General features: G+C 61.3%; 19 protein-coding genes, 1 tRNA gene and 1 pseudogene. 8 read left to right on the plus strand and 13 right to left on the minus strand.

Features of this window, described 5'->3' with window-relative positions; all coding sequences use genetic code 11:
- From CDQ91_RS07630 to gdhA, 3 genes are all read right to left on the minus strand, one after another.
- Positions 1-1,980, minus strand: a complete 1,980-nt coding sequence (locus CDQ91_RS07630) for a heme-binding protein (RefSeq protein ID WP_088472129.1) — start codon at positions 1,978-1,980, stop codon at positions 1-3.
- 3 nt (positions 1,981-1,983) lie between these two features.
- Positions 1,984-3,417 (minus strand): multiheme c-type cytochrome, encoded by a 1,434-nt coding sequence (locus CDQ91_RS07635; RefSeq protein WP_088472130.1) that lies wholly within the window; start codon positions 3,415-3,417, stop codon positions 1,984-1,986.
- Positions 3,418-3,658: 241 nt separating this feature from the next.
- Positions 3,659-5,014, minus strand: a complete 1,356-nt coding sequence (gene gdhA / locus CDQ91_RS07640) for an NADP-specific glutamate dehydrogenase (protein WP_088472131.1) — start codon at positions 5,012-5,014, stop codon at positions 3,659-3,661.
- A 159-nt stretch (positions 5,015-5,173) separates the two neighbouring features.
- On the opposite strand from gdhA, the gene CDQ91_RS07645 reads away from it, so the two are divergent.
- Positions 5,174-6,121 (plus strand): tetratricopeptide repeat protein, encoded by a 948-nt coding sequence (locus CDQ91_RS07645; RefSeq protein WP_237245875.1) that lies wholly within the window; start codon positions 5,174-5,176, stop codon positions 6,119-6,121.
- 208 nt (positions 6,122-6,329) lie between these two features.
- Here CDQ91_RS07645 and putA read toward each other — a convergent pair whose 3' ends face one another.
- Entirely contained in the window at positions 6,330-9,428 is a 3,099-nt protein-coding gene (putA, locus tag CDQ91_RS07650) for a bifunctional proline dehydrogenase/L-glutamate gamma-semialdehyde dehydrogenase PutA (protein WP_088472132.1), read from the minus strand.
- Between the two features lie 98 nt (positions 9,429-9,526).
- On the opposite strand from putA, the gene CDQ91_RS07655 reads away from it, so the two are divergent.
- Together CDQ91_RS07655 and CDQ91_RS07660 are read left to right on the plus strand one after the other, a co-directional pair.
- Positions 9,527-9,997, plus strand: coding sequence for an Lrp/AsnC family transcriptional regulator (locus tag CDQ91_RS07655; protein WP_088472133.1), 471 nt, complete (start codon positions 9,527-9,529; stop codon positions 9,995-9,997).
- A 137-nt stretch (positions 9,998-10,134) separates the two neighbouring features.
- Positions 10,135-10,208 (plus strand) — tRNA-Gly (locus tag CDQ91_RS07660).
- A gap of 24 nt (positions 10,209-10,232) precedes the next feature.
- On the opposite strand, the gene CDQ91_RS07665 is transcribed toward CDQ91_RS07660, so the two are convergent.
- Together CDQ91_RS07665 and CDQ91_RS07675 are read right to left on the minus strand one after the other, a co-directional pair.
- On the minus strand, positions 10,233-11,216 hold the full coding sequence (locus CDQ91_RS07665) for a hypothetical protein (protein ID WP_088472134.1): 984 nt from the start codon (positions 11,214-11,216) through the stop codon (positions 10,233-10,235).
- 580 nt (positions 11,217-11,796) lie between these two features.
- Positions 11,797-13,194 (minus strand): AAA family ATPase, encoded by a 1,398-nt coding sequence (locus tag CDQ91_RS07675; RefSeq protein WP_088472136.1) that lies wholly within the window; start codon positions 13,192-13,194, stop codon positions 11,797-11,799.
- A gap of 474 nt (positions 13,195-13,668) precedes the next feature.
- Between CDQ91_RS07675 and CDQ91_RS07680 the strand changes: the two genes are divergently transcribed.
- Positions 13,669-14,271 (plus strand): recombinase family protein, encoded by a 603-nt coding sequence (locus tag CDQ91_RS07680; protein WP_088472137.1) that lies wholly within the window; start codon positions 13,669-13,671, stop codon positions 14,269-14,271.
- A 230-nt stretch (positions 14,272-14,501) separates the two neighbouring features.
- Here CDQ91_RS07680 and CDQ91_RS07685 read toward each other — a convergent pair.
- Positions 14,502-15,673 (minus strand): IS3 family transposase gene (locus CDQ91_RS07685; protein WP_088470872.1). Its coding sequence is split into 2 segments (ribosomal slippage): positions 14,502-15,409 and positions 15,409-15,673, totalling 1,173 coding nucleotides; the frame shifts between segments, so codons are not numbered across the junction.
- Positions 15,624-17,177, minus strand: coding sequence for a MobA/MobL family protein (locus CDQ91_RS07690; protein ID WP_088472138.1), 1,554 nt, complete (start codon positions 17,175-17,177; stop codon positions 15,624-15,626). The genes CDQ91_RS07685 and CDQ91_RS07690 overlap by 50 nt, the downstream gene beginning before the upstream one ends.
- Before the next feature lie 1,295 nt (positions 17,178-18,472).
- Here CDQ91_RS07690 and CDQ91_RS07700 point away from each other — a divergent pair.
- From CDQ91_RS07700 to CDQ91_RS07710, 3 genes are read left to right on the plus strand one after another with little or no spacing between them, the layout of a single operon-like run.
- On the plus strand, positions 18,473-19,672 hold the full coding sequence (locus tag CDQ91_RS07700; protein ID WP_144036718.1) for a hypothetical protein: 1,200 nt from the start codon (positions 18,473-18,475) through the stop codon (positions 19,670-19,672).
- An 18-nt stretch (positions 19,673-19,690) separates the two neighbouring features.
- Complete coding sequence (locus CDQ91_RS07705) at positions 19,691-20,122, plus strand: hypothetical protein (RefSeq protein ID WP_088472141.1); 432 nt, start codon at positions 19,691-19,693, stop codon at positions 20,120-20,122.
- A gap of 48 nt (positions 20,123-20,170) precedes the next feature.
- Positions 20,171-20,467: an excalibur calcium-binding domain-containing protein gene (locus CDQ91_RS07710; RefSeq protein ID WP_088472142.1), complete on the plus strand. Its 297-nt coding sequence runs from the start codon at positions 20,171-20,173 to the stop codon at positions 20,465-20,467.
- Positions 20,468-20,729: 262 nt separating this feature from the next.
- On the opposite strand, the gene CDQ91_RS07715 is transcribed toward CDQ91_RS07710, so the two are convergent.
- The 5 genes from CDQ91_RS07715 to CDQ91_RS07735 form a co-directional block, all read right to left on the minus strand.
- Positions 20,730-21,017 carry a hypothetical protein gene (locus CDQ91_RS07715; RefSeq protein ID WP_088472143.1) on the minus strand — a complete coding sequence of 96 codons (288 nt, stop codon included), beginning with the start codon at positions 21,015-21,017 and terminating at the stop codon, positions 20,730-20,732.
- 92 nt (positions 21,018-21,109) lie between these two features.
- Positions 21,110-21,487, minus strand: a complete 378-nt coding sequence (locus CDQ91_RS07720; RefSeq protein ID WP_201791873.1) for an MbcA/ParS/Xre antitoxin family protein — start codon at positions 21,485-21,487, stop codon at positions 21,110-21,112.
- Positions 21,477-22,091 carry a hypothetical protein gene (locus tag CDQ91_RS07725; RefSeq protein ID WP_088472144.1) on the minus strand — a complete coding sequence of 205 codons (615 nt, stop codon included), beginning with the start codon at positions 22,089-22,091 and terminating at the stop codon, positions 21,477-21,479. Before CDQ91_RS07725 ends, CDQ91_RS07720 begins: the two co-directional genes overlap by 11 nt.
- Positions 22,088-22,702, minus strand: a complete 615-nt coding sequence (locus CDQ91_RS07730; protein ID WP_088472145.1) for a hypothetical protein — start codon at positions 22,700-22,702, stop codon at positions 22,088-22,090. Before CDQ91_RS07730 ends, CDQ91_RS07725 begins: the two co-directional genes overlap by 4 nt.
- The gene (locus tag CDQ91_RS07735) at positions 22,693-23,238 is read right to left on the minus strand and encodes a hypothetical protein (RefSeq protein WP_088472146.1); all 546 of its coding nucleotides are present in this window, start codon (positions 23,236-23,238) and stop codon (positions 22,693-22,695) included. Before CDQ91_RS07735 ends, CDQ91_RS07730 begins: the two co-directional genes overlap by 10 nt.
- A 631-nt stretch (positions 23,239-23,869) precedes the next feature.
- On the opposite strand from CDQ91_RS07735, the pseudogene CDQ91_RS07740 reads away from it, so the two are divergent.
- Positions 23,870-26,272 (plus strand): annotated as a pseudogene (locus CDQ91_RS07740) (BPTD_3080 family restriction endonuclease); the annotation flags it as partial.
- Position 26,273: the final 1 nt, after the last annotated feature.

A 26,273-nucleotide genomic window follows, 5' to 3' on the forward strand; every position in this document is an offset into this window, starting at 1 on the left:
CTACAATCCCTCACAGACATTTTGCTGTTGCGTGTCGAGGAAGGGCGCGAAGGGACAGCTGATATAGCGCAGGCGAACCTTCTTGTTGTCGGCGAGCGTCACGACGACATTGTCCGAGCGCATCGCCATCGGCGCGTTGCCGATCCCGCCAACGCGCGCGCCGCCATTATGCGCGCCCAGAAAGCTGATCATATCATCCTGGTCGATGCCGTCGCCCGACACACCGATCGCGCCGACGAGCGTAGTTCCGCGATAGATGGGAACCGATCCGGGGAAAATCTGAATGCCATTTTGCAGCCTGTTCTGTCCCGGTGCTACATCGGGAAGCGTGGTGCAGCGTTGCGGCGTATCGGTGACGCTCGCTCCCGACACGAAACCCAGATGCGCACCGACATTGCCGATGATCAGCGCCGATTGCAGCCCGGTCGAGAAGGGATTGAACTGCGCGATCGGCCGCGACAGCGGGCCATGGGGACGCCCGACCTCGCCGTCGGGGAAATAGGGCCGCGACAAATTGCCGTTCGCGCGGTCGGGGAAAGCGATGGTGCCGGTGAGCGCCGCCGGATTGGCCAGAAAGCTGCGCGTCGCGGTGACAAACTGGCGAATATCGGCGCTCGCGTTGGCGCTGAGTTCCGCGCCCGCCTGCGCGTTCGAGAAGAAAGCCGCGGTGCGCGCTTTTTGCAAGGACACGTCGGTGCCGAAGATCGGCGCATCGGGCGAGCGTACGATGCCGAGCGGGGCGCCATGCGTGTCGACGATACTGATCGTCACCTGCGCGCGGCTGTCGAGCGGGCGGCGGATTTGCGCACGCGCGCGGCTCATCACCGTGAAAGCCTCTTCGAGCACTGCGCGGGCTTCGGCCTGCGTCAACGGTGTGCTGATGCTCGCGCCGTCGGTGCCGGCGCGGATCGGGTAGCGGTTGGTGCCGCTGCCGTCGGTGAGGACAAAGGCATCGCGGTTCGAAAATTCGGCGGCGGTCGAAGCGCGAATGCCTGAGGCTTCGGTTCCGTACGTGGCCCCGGCGGTGATCGCGGCATTGGCATAGCCGATGACCGCGACGAGATTACCCGCGACGCCGTTGAGGCTGGTGAAGCTCGCGCCGCCGCTCGTCATCAGCCCGGCGAAGGTCGCATCGGAAAAGCGCAAGGTCGTGCCGTCGACCGCGATCCGGTCGGCGACGATCGTCGATGGCGCCTCAAACCCGCGCGTTCCCGCGAGCGCGATAAATTCTTCGGGGTCATTATCAACGTCGAGGATATTGGAGTCGCTGCCATAGACGCCGTCGCCCATCACCCCGATGCCGCCGACGAGAACGCCATTTTTATAAAGCGGCAGTCCGCCCGGATCGGCGGCGAGGCCGAGCGGCGAGCGTTTCGGGCCGATCAGCGCCGCACTGCCGCCCGCGCCGAAACGGCTGCTGAGGTCGCTGCACGGCAGCTGGCTGAACTGCACCCCGAACAAGGGCCCGCTTTCTAGCCCGACGGTCGTCGGTGCCGGCGGGAAATGTTCCTGCACGATCTGGCTCGCGGTGCGCGTCGAGAAGGCGTTTCCGCCGCTCGAAAGATACGCCCCGGTCACCGCTTTGGCGATCGCACCGCCCTCGGCCGGGAAAGTCACATTTTGCGCGTCGATACTGACGCCATTGGGCGCGGGTGCGGTCGTCGCGGTCGCGCGCGCGCCGTTCATGCGGAAGACGCCGAGCACATTGCCGACGCGGTCGGTCACCGCGATCACCGACGGCGAATTGCGCGCCTGCGCTTCGGCGATCGCCTGCGCGAGGACGCGCTCGACGTCGGTGCTGCTCAGCGCTTCGGCGGCAGGCGGGGTGTAGAGCCCGCCAGTCGGCGTGGGGGTTGGCGTCGGCGTGGGAGTCGGCGTCGGGGTGCTGCCGCCGCCACCGCCACCGCCGCACGACGACAGCAACAACGCCCCCAGTGCGGGAAAGGCGACCGAACGGAAAAGGCGGGTCTTGTTTCGCATCGTTTAGCGCAGCGCCCGGATCGCGCGCACGGCGCTGCCGAACGAGCCTTGGAAATCGGCAGGCTTATACGCATTGGGGTCCTTCACCGCAGCATAGGCACGGTCGATGTCGCCGCGGATGCCCGCCGCCGCGCCAATGGTGATGCGGCCCGATGACACCATGGCGTTGAGCAAGGTATCGACCCCCATCACCGCCTGCTGCGATCCCGAATAGTCGGTGAAGCGGTCGCTGATCGCTTTCGCCGCGATCGCATCAACCATGGCAAAGGCGTCGGTGCCCGAAAAGCCACGCGAGGCGAAGCTGCTCTTGAGCGCCGCGACCGTCTGCGACAGCTGCGACGCGGCACTGACCGCGCTCGCGCGGTCGGTCGCCATCGCCTTGTGGAAAGCCACGGTGCGCGCGGCTAGCTGGTCGGCGAGTGCTGGCGAGGCGAGGCGTGCGGCGGCGGCGAGCATGATCAGATTTTCGTCATTATAGGGCGGCATCCCCTCCGGAATGGCGCGGCCGGGATTGTCCATGCTCGTCTTCACCGGCTTCGCCTGATCGAAGATGCGGCGGTGGCAGCTGTGGCAATCGAGGAAGTAGAATTCGGGGAACATCCCCTCGGTCCCGCGCTTCGACTGGAAGAGGGCAAGGCTGCGCTCGATCGCGGTCGCCTGCCCGACCGCCCACATCTGGACATGGTCGGTGCGCCCGGTCGGCGAACCGAACTTGCGCCAGCCATAATCGGCGTCTTCCTGATGATGCGCCTGAAGCGATGAGAAGAGGTCGAGTTCGAACGCGATACGCGGGTGCCCCGCCGCCATAATGCGGTGGGTGACGAACTGCCCCTCGCCCGCCGAACCGAAATGGCAATCGACGCAGACGCCCGCGCGGACCACCGGATCTTCGAGTTTCTTGAGCCCTGCCGACAGGTTGGCGAGATGCTTTTGGCGCATTTCGGCGTCGGGATTGGCGTTGGTGCCGACCCCGGCATAATGGCTGGCGATCCAGCCGCCCGCGGGGCCGTGGCACGATTCGCAACCGACGCCGTCTTCGGCCGGAACCGCGCGCGCCGTGCCCGCCGTGCTGTGACAACCGAGACACATCTGCGCTTTTGCAGGGTCGCCGATGCCCAGGTTCCGCGCGATAAACTGACTGCGGCTGTTGCCGAGAACCGCCCAGGCGCGGCTGTGTGCGCCGCCGGGGGTCGAGGGTTCCTGCCATTTCATCAATTCGTCCTGACGGACGACGGTGCCGTCGCCTTCCATCCGGCCGTGGCAGGTCGATCCGGCGCAGGAAGCGACGCCGGTGTAGCGCGCGCCACCCTCGCCCTGCGAGCGCGCGGGCGGGGCGGCGATGATGGCGGCGATGGCAAGCGCGAGCAGCATCATCGCCAGCGCGGCAAACGCCGACCAAGGCCGATCCCTGCGCTTCTTTTCCGCGTGCGTCGTCATCCGCGAAAACCCCTTTCACCCCGCCCGGGCGCTTTTGCGCCTCGGGCCTTTACCCCGGGAACGGCATCGGCACCCCGCCGACCGATCCTATGCAACCGCTGCGACGCCCTTTCGGGATTTGTCCGATTTTGTCCATCGCCGCGTCGACAAATAGCGGAATATTTTCATATGCCTGTGTCGTACATCATAGCGTGAGCCGATCGCATCAAACCCGCAAAGACGTCGCATGCGGTTCCTTTTCCTAGACCACCCCGAACGCGAGCATCGCGTCGGCCACTTTCTTGAAGCCGGCGATATTCGCGCCCTTCACATAATCGATATAGCCGCCGCCCTGATCGCCATAGGTGATGCAGCTGGTGTGGATGCCGTCCATAATGTCCTTGAGCATCTGTTGCAGCTCGCCTTCGCTCCAGGCACGCCGTCCGCTGTTCTGGCTCATTTCGAGGCCAGAGACCGCGACGCCGCCGGCATTGGCCGCCTTGCCCGGTGCGAACATGATCTTCGCGTCCTTGAAGACATGCACGCCCTCAAGGTTCGTGGGCATGTTCGCGCCTTCGCTGACCGCGATGCAGCCGTTCTTGACCAGCAGCTTGGCATCGTCGCCGAGCAGCTCATTCTGCGTCGCGCATGGCAGCGCGACGTCGCAGGGGACGCCCCACGGCGTCTTGCCCGCAGTGAAGGTCGCAGATTTGAACTCGGCGCAATATTCCTCAATCCGGCCGCGACGATGCGTCTTGTGCGCCTTCACCCAGTCGATCTTCTCCTGCGTGATGCCGTCGGGATCGTGGATGAAACCACCCGAATCCGAGAAGGTGAGGACCTTGCCGCCAAGCTGGACGATCTTTTCCGCCGCATGCGTCGCAACATTGCCCGATCCCGAGATGACCGCGGTTTTGCCGACCAGATCCTGCCCCTTGGCCGCGAGCATATTGGCGAGGAAATAGACCGCGCCATAACCCGTCGCCTCGGTACGGATCAAAGAGCCGCCCCATTCGAGGCCCTTGCCGGTCAGCACCCCGGTAAATTCGTTGGTGATCCGCTTATATTGGCCGAACATGAAGCCGATTTCGCGTCCACCCACGCCAATGTCGCCCGCCGGAACGTCGATGTCGGCGCCGATGTGGCGATAGAGTTCGGTCATGAAGCTCTGGCAGAAGCGCATGATCTCGCGCACGCTCTTGCCCTTGGGATTGAAGTTCGATCCGCCCTTGCCGCCGCCCATCGGCAGCCCGGTCAGCGCATTTTTGAACGTCTGTTCGAACGCGAGAAATTTTAGGACAGATTCGGTGACGCTCGGGTGGAAACGGATGCCGCCCTTATAGGGCCCGATCGCATTGTTGTTCTGGACCCGCCAGCCGCGCTGGACGCGGATATTGCCATTATCATCTTCCCAGCAAACGCGGAAGGACACGACCCGGTCGGGCTCGGCGATCCGGCGCAAAATCTGCTGTGAATGATATTCTTCCTTGTCGGCGATGAAGTCGAAAATATCTTCCGAGACTTCCTGAACCGCCTGGACGAACTCGGGTTGACCCGGATTGCGCTTTTTGACGCCCTCCATGAACGTCGAAAAATCGACGTGATCCGAAACTGCCATGCACCCCTCCCCTGTTATGACTGGGAAAGCCGGCGCGACCCCTGACGATTTTATCGTTGACCGACCTTACGGAAGAAAGGCTACACCATCGCCGGGCAAAGGCAAGACGGCGCATCGCGCGGCGCGGCTTTATTTGCGGAACCGACCAAAGGGGCAAAAATGAACGAGAGCAATGGCATGGCGAAGGCCAAGACCGGGGGCATGACGGGCACCAACCGGGCAATTTTGATCGCCGCCTTCGTGCTGCTGGCGGCCGCCATCGGTTATGCGATCTGGCGCGATTCTGCCCCTGCCGCCAATGATCCTGCCACGCAGGCGGCCGCGCCATCCGATCAGCTTGCGGCCCTGGAAGCGCGCACCCGCGCCGAACCGAACAGCGCCGAGGCGTGGACCGCGCTCGGCGCCGCGCGCTTCGACCTCGGCGATTTCAAGGGCGCCGCCACCGCATATGAGAGAGGGGTCGCCATCGCATCCGATTCGGCGGGGCTGTGGTCGGCGCTCGGCGAAGCGCGGGTGATGGCGAGCGACCGCGACCCGATGCCGGCGAACGCACTCGAAGCGTTTCAGAAGGCGATTGCACTCGACGCCAAGGACCCGCGCGCGCGCTATTTCATGGCGGTGAAGAAGGATATCGGCGGCGATCACAAGGGCGCGATCGACGACTGGTTCGCGCTGCTCGCCGACACGCCGCAGGGTGCACCGTGGGAAGCGGACCTGCGTCGCACCATCGAACAGGTCGGAAAAATCCACAAGATCGACGTCGCCGCACGGCTCGCCTCTACGCAGCCACGCGCACTGACAGCCGAAGAGATGCCCGTCGCCGCGCGCGCCATCCCCGGCCCGAGCCGGTCGGACATGGAGGCCGCGTCGCAGCTGCCCAAGGGGCAGCAGGATGCGATGATCGAGGGCATGGTGAGCGGGCTGGAGGCGAAATTGAAGGCCGACCCCGCCAACGTCGACCGCTGGATCATGCTGATGCGCAGCCGCATGACGCTGGGCGAAACATCGAAGGCAGCGCAAGCGCTGAAGGACGGCATCGCCGCCAATCCGGGCGCGGCAGGGCGACTGAAAGCACAAGCGCAGCTGCTGGGCGTTCCGGGGGCATAATCCCCACTGGCACCCGAGCGAGAAATGGCTATGCTGATCCCGCTGCGGGGGGAACCATAACATAGGGTCGCCGCGGCATTTTCGCCGCGAGACGATTTCGGACGTATTTGCCCGGGACAGTGCGTCCACTCTGTATCGGGCCTCGTGGTAAAATCCGTACCGCTGATGCACGGGCCATTGCGCCCGCACATCAGCATCGGGAATCCTTCTACCCCGCCATCAACGCTGCATTGCCGCCCGCCGCCGTAATATCGGTCGAGATCGTTTTTTCCTCGGCGAAGCGGTGCAGATAATGCGGGCCGCCGGCCTTCGGCCCCGTCCCCGACAGCCCACGCCCGCCGAACGGCTGCGAGCCGACGATCGCGCCGATCTGGTTGCGGTTGACATAGACATTGCCCACCTGCGCCCGCGCCGCGACATGCGCTGCGACCGCGTCGATCCGGGTGTGGACACCCAAGGTCAGGCCGTAACCGGACGCGTTGATCGCGTCGATCAGCAGGTCGAGTTCACCCGCCTTCCACGTCGCGACGTGGAGCACGGGTCCGAAAATCTCGCGCTTCAGGTCGGTGACCGCATCGAGGCGAATCATCGCCGGCGGGACGAAATGGCCGTCAGCAGGAAGATTGGAGCGCCCGGCTTCGGCGATCACCCGGCCCGCAGCGCGCGCTTCGGCAACATAGGCGGCGATATTCGCCTGCGCCTCGTCATCGATGATCGGGCCGACGTCGGTCGCCAGCAGCGCCGGATCGCCGACGTTGAGTTCGGCCATCGCCCCCGCGACCATTTCGATCATCGCCTCGGCGACATCCTCTTGCACGCAGAGCAGGCGCAGTGCCGAACAGCGCTGCCCCGCCGACTGGAAGGCGCTCGCGACGGCATCGCGCGCGACCTGTTCGGGAAGCGCGGTCGAATCGACGATCATCGCATTGGCGCCGCCGGTTTCGGCGATCAGCGTCGCGATCGGGCCGTCGCGCATCGCGAGGCCGCGGTTGATCGCGCGCGCGACCTCGGTCGATCCGGTGAAGGCAACCCCGATGATGTCGGCATGACCGGTCAGCGCCGCGCCGACGGTCTCGCCGCGTCCGGGCAGATAATGGAGAATATCGCCGGGCACTCCGGCCTCAAGCAGGATCTCGACCGCGGCATACGCGATCAGCGGGGTCTGTTCGGCGGGCTTGGCGAGCACAGCATTGCCCGCCGCGAGTGCCGCCGACACCTGCCCCAGGAAAATAGCGAGGGGGAAGTTCCACGGGCTGATGCACGCAAAAATGCCCTTGCCCTCGAGCATCAGTTCGTTGCGCTCACCCGTTGGCCCCGGAAGCGCGACCGGATGGGTAAAGCCGGCGCGCGCCTGCCCGGCATAATAGCGCAGGAAATCGACAGCTTCGCGCACTTCCGCAATCGCATCGACCAGCGTCTTGCCCGCTTCGTCGATCGCGAGGCCGAGGAACAGCGCGTCGCGTTCCTCGATCAGGTCGGCGGCGCGTTCGAGCCGTTCGGCGCGGAAGGCGCCGCCGGCGAGGCTCCAGTCGTCCTGCGCCGCACGCGCGGCAGCGACCGCAGCGGCTACGGCAGCGGCATCGGCCTCGATCACACGGCCAACGATGGCGCCGGTGGCGGGATTGCGCACCGCCTCTTCCTTGCCGCCGCGCGCTTCGCCGCCGACGAGCGGCGCGGCAACGATATCGCCGCGCCGCGCCTTGGCGATCGCGGCAACCAGTGCCTCGGGCACGCCCGGCTCGCCGAGGTCATAGCCGCGCGAATTGCGGCGTTCGGCGCCGTAGAGGCCAAGCCCGGTCGCGATCTTCGGCGCCGGAGCATTCGCGATGCTGCGCGGGTCGATCGCGAGCTCCTCGGCGGTCACATCGGGGTCCGAGAATTGGTGAACGAAGCTGGAGTTCGCGCCATTTTCGAGCAGGCGGCGGACGAGATAGGCGAGCAGGTCGCGGTGGGTGCCGACCGGGGCATAGACGCGCACCGGGCGCGGCGGCGGGAAGAGCGCGACGAGCGCGTCATGCGCGCCCTCGCCCATGCCGTGCAGCCGTTGCAGTTCATAATCGGCGCCCGCGAACAGCTCGGCGACGAACGCCAGCGTCATCGCATTGTGACTGGCGAAGGCGGGGTAGATGCAGTCCTGGCAGTCGCGCAGCAATTGCGCGCAGCGCAGATAATTGAGGTCGGTGTGCGCCTTTGCGGTGAAGACCGGGAAATCGTCCAGCCCCAGCACCTGCGCGCGCTTGATCTCGGTGTCCCAATAGGCGCCTTTGACGAGGCGCATCGACACTTTGGCACCGCGCGCCCGCGCGCATGCCGCGAGCCAGTCGATCACCGCCGGCGCGCGCTTCTGATAGGCCTGGATCACGATGCCGAGCCCGGTCCAGCCGTCGGCGATCCCGGCATCTAGCAGCGCCTCGAACACGTCCATATGCGGTTCGAGCCGGTCGCTTTCCTCGGCGTCGATCATCAGCGGGATATTCACCGCGCGCGCAGCCCGCGCGAGTTCGATCACATGCGGGATCAGTTCGTCGCGGACACGCGCTGGCTGGAGATACTCATAGCGCGGGTGGAGCGCCGACAGCTTGATCGAAATACCGTGATTGGCGTGCGGATCGCCCGGCTTCGCATCGCGGCCGATGCGCTGGATCGCGGCGGCATAGCTGTCATAATAGCGCGCGGCATCCTCGGCGGTGCGTGCGGCTTCGCCAAGCATGTCGAAGCTCGCAAGTTCGGACTTGTCCTTGTCGGCGCGCTTGACCGCGGCGTCGATCGTCTCGCCCATCACGAACTGCTGGCCGAGCATCTTCATCGCCGCGAGTGCAGCCTGACGGATCACCGGCTCGCCCGAACGGCGGATCATCGATTTGAGCAAGGTCAGCGGGTTCGCCTTGCTGCCCATTGCGTCAAGCATCAGCGTCGCCGAACCCAGCGACAGACCGCGCGACGACAACGAAACGATCAGCGGGCTGTCGCCATCATCGCCATCGGCCCAGTGGCGTCCGGCAATCTTGTCGCGGATCAGCGCATTGGCGGTCGCATTGTCGGGAACGCGCAGCAACGCCTCGGCGAGGCACATCAGCACGACGCCTTCCTCGGTCGACAGGCGGTAGCGGTTCATCAACTGCGCGACGAGCGTCTCGCGCTCGCCCTCGGCCTTCGCCTTGCGGATCAGTGCGAGGCCGCGCCGCGTCACCGCATCGACGCTGGCGGGGGAGGTCGCGAGCGCGGTGCGCAGCTCGCCAACAAGCTCGGCTTCGGAACGACGGGCGAGGGCGCGCACCGCGGCGCGATCGGGGGAAGACATGGTCATGCGGCCCCTTTAAAGCATAGAAGGAAGGCGATCTGACTTCATATTACTTTAACAAACTATCTTTTGACCTATTTCACCATTCGATCTAGGCGAATTGGATGAAAAATGAAACATCAACAGTCGATATGGATGCATTTGACCGGAAGATCCTGTCGATCCTGCGTCAGGACGGCCGGATCACCTTCACCGAACTCGCGCAGCAGGTCGGCCTGTCGAAAACCCCGTGCCAGCAGCGGGTAAAGCGTTTGCAGCAAAGCGGCGTGATCATCGGCTTTCGCGCGATCATCGACCCCGCCAAGGTCGGGCTCGACCATGTCGCTTTCACCGAAGTGAAGCTGTCGGACACGCGCGAAGCGGCACTGGAGCAGTTCAACGCCGCGGTGCGCGGGATTCACGAAGTTGAGGAATGCCACCTTATCGCGAGCAGCTTCGACTATCTACTCAAGGTCCGTACCCCCGACATTCGCCGTTACCGGATCATATTGGGTGAGAAAATCTCGAGCCTGCCCTTCGTCGCCAGCACATCGACCTTCGTCGCGATGGAAACGATCAGCGAAGCGGCGCGCTGAGGTCGGGGCGATGGTCGCACACGCCCGCATCAGGGGATTGACCGGCGCGTTCGAAGACGGCAAAGCCCGTGCCGTCAGCCGATGCTGCCGCAACGCCATTGCGAAACGGCTTTGCACAGCAGCCTGTCGGCGGGATTGCGGGTGTAGCTCAATGGCAGAGCAGAAGCTTCCCAAGCTTACGACGAGGGTTCGATTCCCTTCACCCGCTCCACCGCAGAAATCAGCCAGTTTTGCCTCATTTTACAAGCCTCAGTCCAACGGCTTCTGCGGTAACTTTGCGGTAAGCGCCCGGACAGAGCTTCTCGATATCATCGATAATCACTTCGGTGACTTCCAGTGCGCGACCAAAATGCGCCGGGTCAGGAAGGGCGTAGATATCGCTGATCGTTGCCTTCTTATGACCCATCATCATCTCGCCCTGGACCCAATCCCGCTCCCCAATCAAAGGCCGCGCAATTGTCGCGACTGATCGGCGAATCAGTTTCTCGCCGCTCTGCCGATTGGCTGGCAATTTGAGATATTTACGCATTTTCTCCCAGCTATGCCGTATGGAACTCACCGGCAGGTAGTTGTCACGGCCCATCGCCTCATCCAACCAGGGTATGAACTGACTGGGGACCGGGACCGTCGGCCGGTGTTTCTTCGTCTGTGCGCGACCGGGTGGGTTGAGTGCGAGCACGCCCGCATCTTTATGCCACTGCCCACGCGCCTTGAGGCCAGAGATTGCGTCAGGTCGGGCCCAAGTCGCAACGGCAGCGCGCAGATAGCGCAGAAGATTAACGCGCCGGCCGATGACCATATGTCGCTCCTTTTCCGTCCATTGGCGTCCATCAGGCGGCGGCGGGTCAATACAAAAGCGGAACATCTCCGCGATCGTTTCGATATTTGCGCGGTACACCGGCGTCTGCGCCGCGTCCTTGACGGAGCGGCTTTTGAAACGTGCTTGGTGACCCGGCACGGCGTTGATCGCCGCAGCGAATTGCAAAACGCATCCTTCAATGTGACCAAGCGCGTAGCCGTGACTTTTCATGTAGGCTCGGAAGCCGTCAATCCAACGCTCATTGATCATAGGAACCGTTAGTTTTGGGTTTTCCTTCGCGATATAGCCCACGACATGCGACAGGCGCGTCCTCGCTGACTTGAATCCAGCCTTGTGCTCCGAAGTCAGCATGTAGTCCTTGATCGCCATCGTAACGAGTGGCGCCGCTTCCCCGACCATGGCTCTCCCGCATCCAGGGCAGATGTCTTCTCCTGATGCCTTCAAGTACAGTCGGTCTACCGCCTTGCAGCCTTCCCGAACATCGCTTGTACGTCCGCTAATACTACGTTCGCGTCGGGCCTCGTGGTCGTACCAGACGATCTCAAGGTTCTCGCGGTCTGGTCGTCGATAGAGTTTGTAATCTCCGCGCTGGTAGAGCGGTTTTGGGCGCTTCGTTCTTGGCATTGGTTCCTCTGGTATTCGAGTACGGATTTGCAGAGTGCGTCCCACGCACCACTGGCGACAAAATAGTCCAGATCATCGGCTGAAAGTTGGATGGACCGACGCTGATCGATCTTCTTGGAAAGCTTGCGCATCAGTTCGGAAGCGTGGACCGTCATGTCTCGCCATCCATCTTTTTCGGGCGGATTGGCGGCACTTGCTGCGTGCAGAAACTTGGAGCCTGCCCAGTTTGACCCGGCACGACGTAAATCACATTGGCGCGAGCAGTTGAGTCGGCCTTAGATCTGAGACCGAATAAAGGACTGTAATTCAATTTTTCCTCCGTGGATGGGCTTACGCCCACCCACAGAGTTAACCTTCAATCTTGGTCTATTCCGGGCGAATCAAGGTCAACGGCCTTGATTTCGCTCCGATTCGTATCTCCGACATCGGAGAAGCGCGCGTGCGCAAGCGCGAGGTCGACGATTAAAAAACTGCTGGCCTTGCTATCAGCGATTGCACCAAAGTCCCGGAACTGGGCCATGTACCAAGCCAAGCTGAAATCCTTTCGCGAGTATTTTCCTTCATGCTCGGGAGCAACGTCACGGAGAGCCTCGTTCAGAGGTCGTTGACGATCGAACTCGTCTCGGACGCTCTGCCGGGTGAACTTCTCCTGGGGCCGCCCGTCGTTGGTTACCCGACTAATAATGTCGATAATAGCCAACCCGGTTTGGTTGCGGTCGCGCGGGATGCGCGGTTCTGACCGGTCGGCATCAGCGTGCGTTTTCTGAACACGATCGAATATCCCTGGGAACTGGCCCGTAATATCTATGAAGGCGCCACTGTCCTTCTCACGGACCAGCGCGCGTGGATCTAGATCGGCATCCTCCGAGTTGGCCTTTGCGGTCGAAAGAAGCAGAATGTCGCGGGTGTCCAGATTCGGATAGCGGACGCGCACATCGTCCACATTGTCACTTGAGGTCGCGCAGCGAAGCTCGATTACCGCTCGCGGAGTCGTCGACCACATGGCGGAGCCCCTTAGACGTTCGACCGCCGGATCATCTGCCTTCTTTCCGGCATCCTTCGGCGTGTGACCAATGACAGCCCAGAACATGCCCTGCCGGCGAGACATTCGATTCAAGTGGAACAGAAAGTTCGTCGCGGCTTCCGACTGTGACATTTCAAACCCGGCCATCGAAACTGCTGAGTCCAGGATCACCCCTACAAAGCGGTCCTCCGGGCGTTCATTGGCATCCGCCTCGTTATTTGCGTCCTCGAGGAACCGCTCGATACTCCGCAGCGATTCGGACGGTTCCCAATCGCCGCCTGCGCCGCGCCGGAAGAGCGACGGATTCAACTCTGTGAATTCTGTCACGCCCATGGAGAGGAAGGGCATAACATGGATACGCGCGCAGACATCCTCGACCTCTTCGTCGGCCCATCCGAACTGCTCGCTCATCCGCCGCGCGATGTCGCCAATGCGTTTGAACAGATGTTCGCGGAGGTCCTCGGCGGAAAGTACGAGTACTTTTCCGGTCACGGCGACGTCAGCGCCAAGCCATTTTTTCGGCTTCTTCTCACCCCTGGCCGCTATATGCGCCGCGAGCCAGAGGAGCAGCTGGGTTTTTCCGGTACTCCCAGTTCCGAATAAGACCGATGCTCCTGTTGCCGGAAGAAGCCGATGGACGGCCCATTTCATAGGGTCCAGGGTTTTAGCTGCATCGCGAGCAGAATACTCGCCGCGTCGCGCCCGAATGGTCCAATTTTCGTCACTCATAGAAGTTCTCCTCTACCAGTGAGACCTAAGAGAGCCTGGTTAAACGACTGTTAACTCTCGAAATTTCATCTTTCCAATGGCCCCTTAACCTTTCATCAATCTCTTGCTACGACATGATCCGTTGGGGGTAAGGGGGTAGGATAGAGAGCGGGAGAGAGGTGCTCTGCCCTCAACTCCCGCTCTCTATCCTACCCCCGATACCTCCCTGTCCCAGGCACTGTCGTCGCTTGATTAAGCCGCAGTTGGGCGTGCGTGATGCGCCTTCTTCATTCCTGTCCAGACTCTGGATGTTTTCTGCCATCCGTGCGCGAATGCCCCAAAGTGCAGATTGGCGCGCCCGTCACTGATCGGCTCAGAACTTCCACGTTTTGAACCTATCGAAAATGCGTCCGGTTCCCCGGTCCAGAACTTACGTCCGAGACCTTTGATCCAAGGTCAGAAAGGAAGGGGTAGGTTTTAAACCAGGAGGAAAGAGTGAGCCGCATTGCATATTATCGCGTGTCGACAAGGGATCAGTCTGTCGATGCTCAACGGACCGCACTAGGCGGAATGTTCGACCGGGAGTTCGTCGACGAAGCGATAAGCGGTGCGACATTGGCGAATGACCGGCCTGGATTCGCCGCCATGTCCGATTACGTTCGCGAAGGAGACACGCTATGTGTCTACGCCGTTGATCGACTGGGACGCGATGCATTGGACGTCCAGCATAGCGTGCGAGCCCTCATCAAAAAGGGCGTCGTTGTCGATGTGCTCGGGATTGGGCCAATTGCCAGGGGCGTCGGCGAACTCATCCTGGCTGTACTCGCGCAAATGGCGCAGATGGAACGGGACCGCATCCGCGATCGATGTGACGCGGGCCGGGCTGCCGCCAGGGCTTCGCTGAAAGCGAACGGCAGGACGCATCGCGGAAAGTCCAGCCTCGGAAGGGAACCCATTGTCGCCCCCGCCCAAGTCGCGCTTTGGCGCAGCGAGAATATGGCCAGCATTGCCGCAACGGCCCAACACTTCGGAATTTCTCCCTCGACGGTCAAACGCTCCTGTGCAGCGAGACGGAGGGGCGGCGGGACGGCCGGCTAGGAAATGCCCTGCCGGCCATAATGTCCGATTTTGGTGGTTCCGTTTTATTGCATCAGGGTCGGCAGCGATCGACGGTTTTTGGGGAGGTCGCCCGTCGGTTTTCTTCGGGGTGTTGGACTACGAAAACCGCCGTTCAAAATATGGGGAAAATGGTCGGCTGGAGACTGTTCGCTTCTGGCCAAATGGGCCGGACAGCTGACCGGCCCCCACCGAGTGGTCCGGGTGGATTGTTAGTGCATTGACGCCTCCCTCGCCAGTGTTGGCCGTAGGTGGAGCGAAGCGGAACCGGAGGGCAACACTGGCGAGGGAACGGCCTCCGGCGCCGGTGGCCGATATCCCAGCGAGCTGTGCGGCCGGACGGTGTTGTAATGTCGCCGCCAGGCCTCGATCAGGATCCGGGCCTCGGCGAGCGAGTAGAAGATTTCGCCGTTGAGCAGTTCATCGCGCAGCGATCCGTTGAAGCTTTCGCAATAGCCATTCTCCCAGGGCGATCCGGGCGTGATGTAGAGCGTCTTCACACCGACCTTCGCCAGCCATTCCTGCACTGCCGTGGCAATAAACTCCGGCCCATTGTCAGACCTGATATGCGCTGGTGGCCCGCGCGTGACGAACAGTTCGGCCAGCGCCGCCAGCACGTCGTCGCTCTTGAGTTTACGCGCCACGGGCAACGCCATGCACTCCCGGCTCGCCTCGTCGATGATCGACAGGATACGATATTTGCGACCATCGTGGGTGCGGCCCTCGACGAAGTCGTAGGACCAGACATGGCCGGGATACTCTGGCCGAAGCCGGATGCACGATCCGTCATTCAGCCAGAGCCGCCCGCGTTTCGGTTGTCTTTGCGGCACCTTCAGCCCCTCGCGTCGCCAGATGCGCTCGACTCGCTTGCGGTTCACATGCCACCCCGCATCGCGCAGCAACGCCGTCACCCGGCGATAGCCATAACGACCATATTGCCGCGCCAGCGCAATGATATCCTCGGTAAGAGCCGCTTCGTCATCTGCCCCGCGGGGCGCCTTGCGCTGTGTCGATCGGTGCTGCCCGAGTACGCGGCAGAGCCGCCGCTCGGACACCGGAATCATCGTTCTGATGTGGTCGATACAGCGCCTTCGGCGCGCGGGGCTCAGAAGTTTCCCCGGGCAGCTTCCTGCAATATCAGCTTGTCCAAAGTGAGGTCGGATATCGCACGCCGAAGCCGAAGATTCTCCTTCTCCAGGTCCTTCATCCGACGCGCCTGGTCGGTTTTCAGGCCGCCATATTCCTTGCGCCACCGATAATAGGTCTGCTCGCTGACCGCGATCCGGCGACACGCTTCAGCCGTCGTGGCGCCCTGCGCCAGCACAACCTCCGCTTCACGCAGCTTGCCAATAATCTCTTCCGGGCGATGCTTCTTGCTCGGCATTCATAATCTCCTTCGTAATCCAAAATATCATCAATTTTGGACCACTCAGAAGGGGGCAGATCACTCCGTCGAGCGCCTTCAGCGCATTTTCGACGTGCGCGCGAAGCTTTTCACGCGTTTTCTGCGCTTTGTTGCACATCTTGAGATTGCGCTGAAGTTCTGCCGTCCATAAGATTTCTGCGTTTCTGCTACCCTTCGCGGTCGGGATGCCTGCCGTTTCGAGCGCGGACGATTGCGGACCGAGCCGTTCAGTGGGTGGTTGATCGATGCCCATTTTTTCGTAGGTTCGAGGATCAAACAGTCTTCCGCAGCCCGCAAGCTTCAACTCTGTATTGCAAAGATCGGCAAATTTTTCCCGCATGCGGTAAATTTCAGATGCGGCATACTCGCGCGGATTTCCGCCAGCGGGGTCCCGGGAAAGTGCAGCAATTTTCGGCTGCCGATATGGATATCGAAAACGATTCCACTGACCTGGAACCACTTCTCTGACCTCAAAGTCCCATCGCCCGTCCTCCAGTCGCCGGGCCGGCCGGTCATGGGTCGCGACATGGAGATGAAAATTTCGTTCGTCGTTGTGAGCATCGGGCGCATGAATGGCAGCCGTATACATGACGCCTTTCGCGTCCAGTTCCTGGCAGAATTCAGCCGTGATACGGAGGCGGGCGGTTGTATCAATGCCTTGAGGGAATTCGGCCGTATATCGGAACTGGGTTCGACCTCCGCGCCCCTGTCGGATACGTATCGGAGACTTCTTCCTATCCCACGCTCCCACCTCCTTTCGAATGACGGCGAGCAGCTTCCCGGCCTCCGCTCGGCCCATCACGAGCTCAGCGTCAGGCTTCTTCTTGTGGCTCTTGTTTCCCTTCGTCGTCGCCATCTTCGCGGCCAGCTCACGGATCTTGGCGGGCAGATCCTCGATCGCCGCGATCTGTCGCCATGACGACGCAGGCAGGTGCGCACCATAAAACTCGACCGCATCCGGTTTTGGCGTTCGCTCATGCTCATGCACCTTGCGCCAATAGTCACTCCGGACAGCGGGCTCCGGGCTGATGTTTGTAAACAACGCAACCTTGCCGTCGCCAGCGAGCTCCAGCGCGGCCTCCCGCCCGGCATAATCCTCGAAGTTTGCAGCAGAAATGGTCATGACCGCCTCGGGTCGCGACACATAATTGTCGTGATCGGCCGGAGCCGACGGTGTCAGCCGCTTCGGTCCCGCCGCCAAGTGGAGGATCGATGATCCATTGGCGCCTTTCGTGACGACGTCGCGCGAGAAATGGAGTGATACACGCCCGTTGGCTGACACGGGCCGGTCCGAGAAAGGGCCCGGGAAGCTGAAATCCGGCTCTTGCGTAAAGCGACCGCCGCTGGCCTTCCGCGTCTTCTCGTCGTCTTTCGTTGGCTTGCGCTTTTTACGGACTTTACCGAGAAGCGCCTCCTCTTCATCTATTTCCAAAAGTTTTCGAACTTCAGCCGAGAGATGACCGATGGGACCGAGAGTGCGCATTGCGAGAGCCTATGTTTCTGATTTGACTCCTATAAGTTTCTCATTTGTTCCAATCAGTGGCAAGAGCGCCACTCAAAATATTTCTGGCCCCTTCCCCTGAGCCGAAGTATGTCGGCGAACGGGCCCGCGTGGTAGCGCGCAAAATAAAGATGAGGCGGACCCTCGCCGAATGTCGTGCACGTCATGCGAAAGCATGCCAACCTAAACTGAGAAAGTCAGTTTAGCGCTATTGCGCCTAGTAATACTTCTACTCCAAGCTTGAACCTGAAAAGGTAGGAGGCGTCGGCATTCTGGCCGGTCGCCAATGGGCGTCAGGCTCGACAATATGATGCCGAAGGATACCGCACAAAAGGTGCCGGCGTCCCGTCGGGGAGTAGATAGTGATCTCACATCAGACCAAATATGGATGAGAGCTCGCAACGAGATAGCCACACAAAACACTGCTCCGACTTCGCGGCTCTGGCAGCCATGACGGTTCCTGTCGAAGTTATGCGATCGCGCTTACAGGGCATGAACTCGCCGCGGGGATTTCGATGGCCGCGACTCCGCCCGTTACGGACGTTTCCCGCGCAGCGACCGGCTTGGCGGCGGTACGAGCGTGTGTCGCGGCCCTAATCGCCGCATTAGGCACCCTAATGTCGCCCCTTTTACGCTGGCCTATTATGCGATGCGGCCGGTCGCCTGATCGGCGGACTATCCTGGACATCGTCCCTCTGTTCGAATGCGATGACCATCGGTATCGCCGACGGGCACCGGTCACTGTATGACGTTACTGCTCGGTTCGCGAGCTGACTTCGGCGCCTAATTGGCGCGGCCAATATTGGAAGTGAGCAATAGGATGGAAGCCTGGAACGAAGCCTATCGGCGGGAAGCGGAAGAGATCGCCGCGTCCCTCCTCGAGGCAGATGGTTTCCCTTGGGGCGCCGAACAAGTTCGCGCGGGGAAACGATCCCAAAGCAGAGACGTCCGAATAGCCATGCTGGCTCTGATGGTCGCGCGTGGCGAGGTCAGGATTAAGCGCCGCTAGACAAGCCATGCGGGCGTGGATCCCCCATGGTCTCATTGTTCGTCAATGTGGCGGCGATCCATGCAATTGGCTCCAGAATATTCGATCGTCTTTGAACGGATAAGCGGGAGATTGAGCTCGCGACGATGCTGATATCGCCGAATTGCTGGCGAGGGTGCAAATTTATGTGCCAAATCAAGCCAAATACCCAAGTCATGATTTCGAGCCTTAAGACACCGATAATCTATTGAGCATATCAGCCGCCGACTGATTTTGTCGGGGGTGAGTAATGAAACGCATAGTAACTGCTGTCTTGCTGCTTGGACTATCGTCAAGCTTTGCCCATGATGCGATGGCGAAAGAGAAATTCCTCCTCCAACCCGTCCAGGTCGGAAATGAGACCGTCCGCTATGACCAGGGTGTGGCGACGGTCGAGCTATTCAACCGACAGGGATCGGTCCAGATTCAGCCGCTGCCAGTCGATCATGGCAGTTTGGCCTTCTTCGTCGGCGTGTATAATGCCGGTCAGCTCCCCGCCAATATCGACGTCACCAATTTCTCCATCCTCGCCGGTGAGCAGTCCCTGGCGGTCTTTTCCCGGCAGGATCTCGAAAAGAAGGCAAAGAACCGCGCGATGTGGACGCAGATCGGTTTGGCAGCGCTTGGCGGTCTAGCGGCAGCCGGCGCGGCGAGTCAGCGCGACACTTATCACAGCAGTTTCTACACGCCGCGCGGCAGCTATCACGGCTATTATAGTGCGCCCAGTGTCTTCGGCCAGATCCAGGCTGCGGCGATTACCGCCGGGACAGGCTATGCCATCCATAATGTCCAGCAGCGCCTCGACCAGACGCGCCGCGATCTGGCGAACAGCGTCGTGCAGCTTTCAACTGTCGATCCCGACCGGAGCTACGGCGGCAAGATTGTGCTCGCGAAGATCAAGGATAAGAAGCTTCCCACGGTCGTGACGATCAATCTGGACTGGAATGGCGAGCGCTATCCCTTTTCATTCCGGTTGGTAAAACCGGGCACGCCGGCTCCGACATTCACCAACCTTGCGCCGGCGGTGCAGGGCCTGCCAGCTACCGAGGAAGCGACTAGCACCGTCGGATCGGCAAATGTCGCCCCGATAAATCCGGCGACGCTTGCGGCGCATGCGACCGGTCCCGCCCGGCTTCCGGAGATAGACCTCGATGCCGAATTGGCTCGCGTCGTACAGAATATGAAGACTCCGATCGTTTTCATGGAGAAAACGACCGTCTCCAAGGTTGAGGCCAATGGCAGCAGCCTCATCATGACAGCCCTCGTCGACCAGAAGGGTGCCAGCGTAACGGAAAATGGTCGCCGACAAATCATACGCAAGATTTGCGAGACAAATGCCCCACTTCTAAAGGCGGGTGCCACCGTTCGTGTCGATCTGTTCGAGGGGGCAAAGGCGCGTGGTTCTGCGTTCGATACCGTTGCGGCCACGCGTAGAGATTGCGCGATCTGACGGCGAGGTAAGAAATAGATGCTATTGGCCTTGGTTCTTGCCGCACAGATCGTCCCCGCTGGCCAGGCGTTCGTTTGTACGCCGACTGCAGTGTGGGACGGCGACGGCCCAATCTGGTGCGCCGAGGGGCCGCATGTCCGACTGTCGGGTATTGCGGCGCGCGAGATGGACGGCAGTTGCAGGCCAGGCCACCCCTGCCCCGACGCCGACCCCGTCGCCGCGCGCGACCATCTCGTGCGGCTTGTTGGCGAGCCGCAGGGGAAAAACCGTACCGGCCATATTGTGGTCCGTGGCCCGGCGATGCGCTGCGTCTCGCGCGGCGGAGCCGGCGGAAATCGGACGGCCGCCTTCTGTAGCTCCTCTTGGTCGGGCGACCTTTCGTGCGCGATGCTGCGCAGCGGGAACGCCGCGCGCTGGGATAAATATTGGAGCGCTCATCGCTGTGATTGATCGCATGTACTACATCTGGCGCGGCATTTTCTTCCGCGAAGAAATCCAATGCGACCATCCGTCTTTTTGATCGCAGCCCTATGGCCGCTGACAGCTGCAGCGCATCCGGGAGGCCTCGCAGCGGACGGTTGTCACAACGACCGCAAAAATGGCGGCCGTCATTGTCATCGGTCCTCGGGGCGGAGCGCACCTCCCATCGAGCGTCCGCAGCGCCTGTCCGGCGGCGGTGCCTTTTATGCCAATTGCTCGGCGGCGCGCGCGGCTGGTGCCGCGCCCGTTCGGCGCGGCGATCCGGGATACGGCCGCCACCTTGATCGCGACGGCGACGGGGTGGGCTGCGAGTGAAGCGCGCCGGCAAAAGGCGATGATGATGGCCGGAAGGAAAAGTCTGACGATCGCGAATTGAAACGGCTTCATGCTGAGGCAGATGCCAGAGTTCTGCAGGCTATTTGGATCGCACATGATTGCGCGTCGATCGCCGATAAACGATCTCAAGGAGAAGAAAGTCTCGAACAGCTTTGCTCGATACTCCTCGCCAGGCGAGTTGGCAGCGGCCATCCTCTTCTTCGGTATGGCATCCCCCAATGGAGTTGTCGGGTGCGGTCGGCTAACTTTCATCGTTCACCTTGCCGACGTTGTCTTCGAGCTTCGGGACGGCAATCGCCAAGGCAGCTCGGATCAGCGCGAGGGGGCCCGCGCTGCGATCGCGATCGCGCAGTAGAAATTCTTCGCAAATCTCGGCGACACCGGCTTCATCATATGCATCCTGTTGTACGCGCACTTCGTATGTGCTGACGGCCCCTGCGGCTGTGATATTTCCGAGCGTGATCTCGCCGACTTTATATCTCAGCTCCGAGGAACCCCACGGCCAAATCTCTATCGTTGCGACCAGCATGCAATTCCCTTTTCATATTTAAAATCAATGTCGTCTGCATCGGCCAAACTTCTCGCGCCAGGCGGGTTGAATCTACGCACTGCAGCGAAAACTCATCCGAGTTGGGCGTCGAGATAGGTCCGTACGCGGCGCAAATCTGCGATGTCTCCGCGGAGCATCTGATCGAGCGCACTACCGCCGGAGAAGGTCGGAGCCAAATTGGGCGCCCGCATCCAGCGGTTGGCCCGCACGCGATCTGGAAGAAGCGTCTGGATGGCCTTGTAGATCCCGAGGATAAGGGAAATCCGCTCCAATGTTTCACCAGATCCCGAAGCGACATCGCCTCGCTGCCACTGCGCCAATTCGAACTCCGCGGGCGAGCCGAGCAGGATGATCTGCTCGGCCTCACTCAGGTGCCATTCGTCCGCCAACCGGAAGAATGTTCGAAGGCCGACGGCAAGCAGCCCAAAATCAGCCTTGTCAGTATCCACTGAAACGTATCCCGCCGAAATCTGCCGACGATTTGAGACCTTGCTTCGTCAGCTTGAACATCGGCCCGCTCGGATCGTGGCCGGGTATGAAATAGAGCCCGCCATCGACGCCGCGAGAGAGATATTCTGAATGCCAGACAGGTGTCAGGCCATCGATCCCGATTTCGAACAAGATCCTCCTCGGTCCGCTGATTTGCGGGATAATATTCACAATGATCGCGTCGCACTGTGCCATGCGCATGGCCGCCTCGACCTTCCGGCGATCGGCTCGGTTCGCCGCCGTGGACGGCACGATCAGTAGATACGCCTGGGGCGCTATCAGAAATTGGGCAAAATCGGGCGGCAGGACGGGCAGCTTGGTATCAAGCTCCAGGCCCACTTTGCGGATGATCGCGAGCGCAATCCGCAAAGCGTCGGCCTCTTCAGCCCTGTCTGTGTCGGTCAGATATTTTTTCATCTTGAGTCCATTCTTTGCCGCGGCTTCGGCTGGGGCCGCTGCTTTCATCTCTTCGCTCCAGCCAGAAGCTGGGCTTCCGCCTTGAACGGGGTCATCTCCGGCGTTGCCGTCCGGAGCGCCGGCGCCGGCGCCGGTGACATCAGTCATGCACCGCCGGCGCTGCCACCTTGCTGCGCCTGCCAATCGGCCCATTCGGCAGCGATCATGGCTTTGCCCGCGTCCGCGGCGAAGGGCCGGACCAAGTCGCCGAAACCATAGGATTTGAGCTCCCTGGCCATCGCCATCAAATGCACATGCGGCGGATTGGTTGAACCAACCTGGATCGGCAGATGCATCGCGGCGATCACCGCGAGGTTGCGATTGCGGCACAGATGCTCGCGCGTAAAGCTGCGAACATCCTCCCAGATTTGGTGCAAGCGATCCGCGTCGGGAAAGCGGATCGTCGTCATCACGAGCAGATCCTTGAGCCCGTCGAAGGCCTGCTCCTCATACTTTTCGCACAGGTGTTTGGGATCGAGACAGTCGTCATTGGCCTGTGGCGGCAACAGAACATCCCAACGATAACAGGACGGCACCCAAGGGGCAGTGATATCGGTCTTGCGTCCGGGACAAAGGCGCCTGAGCACCGAGATCGGGACGGTGTGAATGGGACCGCCCTTGATCTGCCGGCGCACGACACCGAAGACCAGACCGGGGTTGCCGCCGGGCACCGGGACATAGTCGAGATCCCCGAGGGCCGGGCACTTCTTCATCGCCATGACCAGCCTCCGCTAAGATGAGCGCCCAAATGCGCACTCGCCCGCTCCAGCCCGGCATTCCTGTCCCATTCGTCGGAATAAGGAGCCTGTTCAGACAGGAACAGACCGTGGCGCATCAGCTGGATCGACGGCCCATGATCCGACGGCACGAGCCAGCTGTCGCCCGCGAGGCCGCGAAAAAGCTGGTAATCGAGAAACCATGCAAGGTCGCCGTCACCCGGCAGGACGATATCGACCTTCAGATCGGCTGCCAACCGGTCGGACGAATGCCGGAGTAACAGAACCGGATGACCGGTCGCGACGGCTTCAACCTCCATCTCGCCCAGAAACAGTGGTGCTGCGCAGGCTGTCGCCCGGACGAGGATGCCGGGCGTCTCAAGGTACAGGCTGTTGCCAAGCAGGCCCACCGTATTCAGGAGGTCATGCCTGGCTCGGCTGTGCATGAGCGATGCCAAGTAGCGCATAGCCTTGAGGTCTGTTCGCGAGGCGGTCGGGAGCGGCACGCTTCCCTTGATGACAAGTCCGAGCATCGTCATGCGCTGAATCCCTCTGCGAGCGCGCAGTCGCTTCGGACAGCTCCGGTCACTATTATCGGGGGAAGCGCATTTGTGCCGTCAGCCGCGCAGTGCGGCATGGATATCTTCGTCAATTTCATTGGAACTACTCGTTTTTACGAGCTCGATTATCGGGCTCTGGCGGCAGCCCCGCGTCAGATGTTTTTCATCCTTCTTGCAGGGCTAACCTGCACCTTCTCTTCCGTTAAAAATCGGCGCTCTCTGGCGCCGATCCATCTTCGTCGTCAGGGAAGTCTTGGAGTTTCCGCTCGGCGGCAGCCCAACCACAGCTCCTCCAAGGAGCGCCATGAGTCCGCCCATGCGGCTACAAGCTGATCGGACACGCTGTTCGGACCACACCAGCTGATAAAGTTCATCTCTTGAAACCATCGTAACGTCCTCAATGCGCCTAGATTGGCTATTCAGCCCAAATTCGGAATGAATCTGGTGCCGCTGCTTCAGGCGGCTCTCCGACATTTTCACCAAACTCGATTTATTGATGACGTAGGAATGTTGCCGAGTGGTTGCCAACCTCCGTCAAGGTCAGCCATAGGAGGTGATTGCTGAGGGGTAGATCGCCTAATTGTAGTGGCGACGCAGCGGGGTGGGGTGGATGAGCGACGCTTTCTTTAATTCTCCAATATTGAATACCCCCTATGCGGAACCGGATCGCCATTGGGAACTAGACGGGCACGGCCAGCCGACTAGCGAAATTGTCCATCGCAGGCGGCAGAGCGCGCTCGTTTCTCCGATTCCGAAAGCAAAAAAAGTTCGCGGGAAGGCAACTCAGGTCGACTTTCTCGCGGATGAAGCCGGACAGGAATACAACCCGACCGAAGTCATCAACGGCATCCGCTCAGCAGTCGAGAGTTGGCGGCGGCTGCCGGAAAGCCAGTGGCAGGTCACGCCCACGACTGCGCGCCTGCTTCGTCATTGGCGCACGCACAATTTTGCAAACCAGAAGCCCTTCTTCTGCCAGGTCGAGGCTGTCGAGACTGTTATCTGGCTGACCGAGGTTGCGCCACGATCGTCGTCGCAGGGGCGACGCTTTTGGACCCACCTCGAAGCAGCCAACGCTGCGTCGAATCCTGAGCTGATGCGGTTGGCGCTCAAGCTCGCCACCGGCGCGGGCAAGACGACCGTGATGGCGATGCTCATTGCGTGGCAGACGCTCAATGCGGTGCGGCATCCCAATGCGAAGCGTTTCTCGAAGGGCTTTCTCGTCGTCGCACCAGGTATTACGATCAAGGACCGCCTGCGCGTCCTCCAGCCCAACGATCCGGAAAGCTATTACCAGAGCCGAGAGATCGTGCCCGACGACATGCTCCTCGACCTCGGCCGAGCGAAGATCGTCATCACCAATTACCATTCCTTCAAGAAGAAGGACGAAGTCTCGTTGAACAAGGTGCAGCAGGCCGCGCTGCGCACCACCCCCAAGCCCGAAAGCGATGGTGCGATGATCCGCCGCGTTGCAGGCGAGCTGATGGGACTCAAAAACATCGTCGTCATCAACGACGAGGCGCACCACTGCTACCGCGAACGGCCACTCACTGATGAAGAGCAGAAGTCGCTCAAGGGCGATGAGCTAGCCGAAGCCAAGGAAAACAATGAGGCTGCGCGCCTCTGGATTGCCGGCATCGAAGCAGTGAAGCGCGAACTCGGCGTGTCGATGGTCTATGATTTGTCGGCCACTCCCTTCTTCCTTCGCGGTTCGGGCTACCGCGAGGGCTCGCTATTCGGCTGGGTCATGAGCGACTTCAGCCTGATGGACGCCATCGAGTGCGGCATCGTGAAACTACCGCGCGTGCCGGTGATGGACAATGTGCCCGGCGGCGACACGCCGATGTTCCGCAATCTCTGGGAGCATGTCGGCAAGCATCTTCCGAAAAAAGGACGCAGCACTGCGAAGGGACTCGACCCGCGAAAGCTGCCGAATGAACTGCTGACCGCGATCGATGCTCTCTACGGCCATTATGAGAAGACCCACGAGCTTTGGCGCGAGGCGGGTATCGGCGTCGATCCGGTGTTCATCGTCGTGTGCAACAACACTGCGACGTCAAAACTCGTTCACGATTATATCTCCGGCTATGAGATTACGGACGACGACGGCAATGTCACGCCGATGAAGGGGAAGTGCCCCCTCTTCTGGAACTATGATCCAGAAGGCACAGCTCTTCCCCGCATGCGCACTCTATTGATTGATAGCCAGCAGCTCGAAAGCGGCGACGCAATCAGCAGCGACTTCCGCGACGCAGCAAAGGATGAGATAGCCCGATTTAAGGACGAACTTATCCAGCGCACCGGCGACCGAATGGCGGCCGAGAAGATCGACGATGCGACGATCTTGCGCGAAGTCATGAACACCGTCGGCCGCAAGGGCCAGCTTGGCGAGGGCATCCGCTGCGTCGTGTCGGTGTCGATGCTTACCGAAGGATGGGACGCGAACACCGTCACCCATGTTCTCGGCATCCGCGCATTCGGCACCCAGCTTCTTTGTGAGCAGGTGATCGGCCGCGCGCTCCGCCGGCAATCATATCAGTTGCAAGACGACGGTCGCTTTCCCGTCGAATATGCCGATGTGCTCGGCATCCCCTTCGACTTTACGGCACAGCCAGTCCAAGCGCCGCCGAAGGCGCCCGCCGACATGGCTCGCGTGCACGCGATCAGCCCTGCGCGCGATGTGTCCGAGATCCGCTATCCCCGCGTCGAGGGCTATCGCACCGAATTGCCCAGCGAGCGGCTGACCGCCGAGTTCACATCTGACTCGACGCTGGAGCTCACCCCGGACCTCGTCGGCGCGACTGAGACCATCAATTCCGGCATCATCGGCGAGACCGCCGATCTGACGATCGAGCATTTGGCCGACGAACGCTCCTCCACCATCCACCTGAAGCTTGCCGAGTGGATCGTAAAACGGAGGATGACCAACGCCGGTGAGCGGATAAATCTTGGCTTGCTGGTCCAGATGAAATCCATCGTCCGCCGCTGGATGTCCGAACATCTAGTACTCGCAGGCG

It is taken from the genome of Sphingopyxis witflariensis (assembly GCF_002205635.1).
GTDB lineage: Bacteria > Pseudomonadota > Alphaproteobacteria > Sphingomonadales > Sphingomonadaceae > Sphingopyxis > Sphingopyxis witflariensis.

Excerpts from the sequence above, each read along its gene's own strand:
- CDQ91_RS07725 (WP_088472144.1), bottom strand. The coding sequence starts at position 22,091 with ATGACTGATGTCACCGGCGCCGGCGCCGGCGCTCCGGACGGCAACGCC.
- CDQ91_RS07630 (WP_088472129.1), bottom strand. The coding sequence starts at position 1,980 with ATGCGAAACAAGACCCGCCTTTTCCGTTCGGTCGCCTTTCCCGCACTG.
- CDQ91_RS07645 (WP_237245875.1), top strand. The coding sequence starts at position 5,174 with ATGAACGAGAGCAATGGCATGGCGAAGGCCAAGACCGGGGGCATGACG.
- CDQ91_RS07705 (WP_088472141.1), top strand. The coding sequence starts at position 19,691 with ATGCTATTGGCCTTGGTTCTTGCCGCACAGATCGTCCCCGCTGGCCAG.
- CDQ91_RS07635 (WP_088472130.1), bottom strand. The coding sequence starts at position 3,417 with ATGACGACGCACGCGGAAAAGAAGCGCAGGGATCGGCCTTGGTCGGCG.
- CDQ91_RS07735 (WP_088472146.1), bottom strand. The coding sequence starts at position 23,238 with ATGACGATGCTCGGACTTGTCATCAAGGGAAGCGTGCCGCTCCCGACC.
- CDQ91_RS07710 (WP_088472142.1), top strand. The coding sequence starts at position 20,171 with ATGCGACCATCCGTCTTTTTGATCGCAGCCCTATGGCCGCTGACAGCT.
- CDQ91_RS07715 (WP_088472143.1), bottom strand. The coding sequence starts at position 21,017 with ATGCTGGTCGCAACGATAGAGATTTGGCCGTGGGGTTCCTCGGAGCTG.
- CDQ91_RS07675 (WP_088472136.1), bottom strand. The coding sequence starts at position 13,194 with ATGAGTGACGAAAATTGGACCATTCGGGCGCGACGCGGCGAGTATTCT.
- gdhA (WP_088472131.1), bottom strand. The coding sequence starts at position 5,014 with ATGGCAGTTTCGGATCACGTCGATTTTTCGACGTTCATGGAGGGCGTC.
- putA (WP_088472132.1), bottom strand. The coding sequence starts at position 9,428 with ATGACCATGTCTTCCCCCGATCGCGCCGCGGTGCGCGCCCTCGCCCGT.
- CDQ91_RS07730 (WP_088472145.1), bottom strand. The coding sequence starts at position 22,702 with ATGGCGATGAAGAAGTGCCCGGCCCTCGGGGATCTCGACTATGTCCCG.
- CDQ91_RS07690 (WP_088472138.1), bottom strand. The coding sequence starts at position 17,177 with ATGCGCACTCTCGGTCCCATCGGTCATCTCTCGGCTGAAGTTCGAAAA.
- CDQ91_RS07655 (WP_088472133.1), top strand. The coding sequence starts at position 9,527 with ATGAAAAATGAAACATCAACAGTCGATATGGATGCATTTGACCGGAAG.
- CDQ91_RS07700 (WP_144036718.1), top strand. The coding sequence starts at position 18,473 with ATGAAACGCATAGTAACTGCTGTCTTGCTGCTTGGACTATCGTCAAGC.
- CDQ91_RS07665 (WP_088472134.1), bottom strand. The coding sequence starts at position 11,216 with ATGGTCGGGGAAGCGGCGCCACTCGTTACGATGGCGATCAAGGACTAC.